The 1,416-nt window shown below is 69.9% G+C and carries 1 protein-coding gene; it reads left to right on the top strand.

Features of this window, described 5'->3' with window-relative positions:
• A partial coding sequence (locus EQG76_RS30110; protein ID WP_159718928.1) for a tetratricopeptide repeat protein occupies positions 1–1,416 on the top strand: 1,416 nt, incomplete at both ends.

Here is a 1,416-nt window from a genome sequence, read left to right as displayed (position 1 = left end):
GTGACACCCGACGACGCCGTGTTCCTGAACGACTTGTTGGACCTGCCGCAATCGACCGAAGAGCGCGCCCTCTACGATGCCATGGACGATGCCCGGCGCGGCATGGGCAAGCGGCGCGTGCTTGCCGACCTGGTCGAGCGCATCAGCCAACGGCAGCCACTGCTTCTGGTGGTGGAGGATCTGCACTGGGCGGACGCGCCGCTGCTGCCCTATCTCGCCAGGCTCGCGGCGACGGTTGCGACGTGCCGGGCCCTGCTGGTCCTGACCTCGCGGATCGAAGGAGATCCGCTCGACCGCGCCTGGCGAAGTCGCGCCGGCAACGTCCCGATCACGACGATCGACCTCGGGCCCTTGCGGCACGAGGAGGCGATGGTGCTGGCAGTTGACCTGTTCGACACCGCCGAGCAGCACGCCCGGCGCTGCGTCGAGCGCGCGGGCGGCAATCCCCTGTTCCTGGAGCAGTTGCTGCGTCACGCGGAGGAGCATGACGGGAGCAGCGTGCCCGGCTCGGTGCAGAGCCTCGTGCAGGCGCGGCTGGACCGCCTTTCCCCGCTCGACCGGTCGGCCCTGCAGGCGGCATCGGTGCTCGGCCAGCGCTTCGAGCGCGACGCTCTGTGCCACCTGCTGGCACAGCCGGATTACGCCCCTGAGCGTCTCGGGCAGCACCTGCTCGTCCGCCCGCAGGGCGAGGCATTCCTGTTCAGCCATGCCCTGATTCGGGATGCCGTCTATGACAGCCTGCTCCGGAGCCGCCGCCGCATGCTGCACCTCAAGGCTGCCGCCTGGTATGCGGAGCGGGACGCGCTGCTCCATGCGGAGCATCTGGAGCGTGCCGAGGATCCGGGTGCCGCCGCCGCCTATCTGCGTGCGGCCGCCCAGCAGGCGGCGAGCTACCGGTATGCTCAGGCTCTGCGCCTGATCGAGCGCGGCCAGGTCCTGGCCGTCGAGCATGCCGACCGCTTCGCGCTGTCCTGTCTTCGGGCCGAGGTCCAGCACGACCTGGGTGACATGGCGGCGGCACGGCAGGCATTCGAGGCGTCACGCGATGCGGCGCAGAGCGAGGCCGAGCAGTGCCGTGCGCTGATCGGGCTGGCGATGGTCAAGCGGATCATCGATGATCTGGACGGTGCCACCCTGGACCTGCAAGGCGCCGAGGCCGCGGCCATTTCGGCCGGCCTCCTGATCGAGCAGGCCCGCATCCACTTCCTGCGCGGCAATCTCTGCTTTCCTCAGGGCGACATCGGCGGCTGCCTGAGCGAGCATCAGCGGAGCCTGGAGCTGGCACGGCAGGCCGGCTCGGCCGACGCGGAAGCCGCAGCGCTGGGCGGGCTCGGCGATGCCGAATATGCGCGAGGCCGGATGCGCAGCGCCTATGATCATTTCCGCCGCTGCATCGAGCTTTGTCGCGGGCATGGC

Origin of the sequence: Geminicoccus flavidas, assembly GCF_009806515.1 — a bacterium.
In the GTDB taxonomy this organism is placed as follows: Bacteria; Pseudomonadota; Alphaproteobacteria; order Geminicoccales; family Geminicoccaceae; genus Geminicoccus; species Geminicoccus flavidus.
Note: the sequence above shows the minus strand (reverse complement) of the source record. Positions and strands in the feature narration are given on the sequence as shown.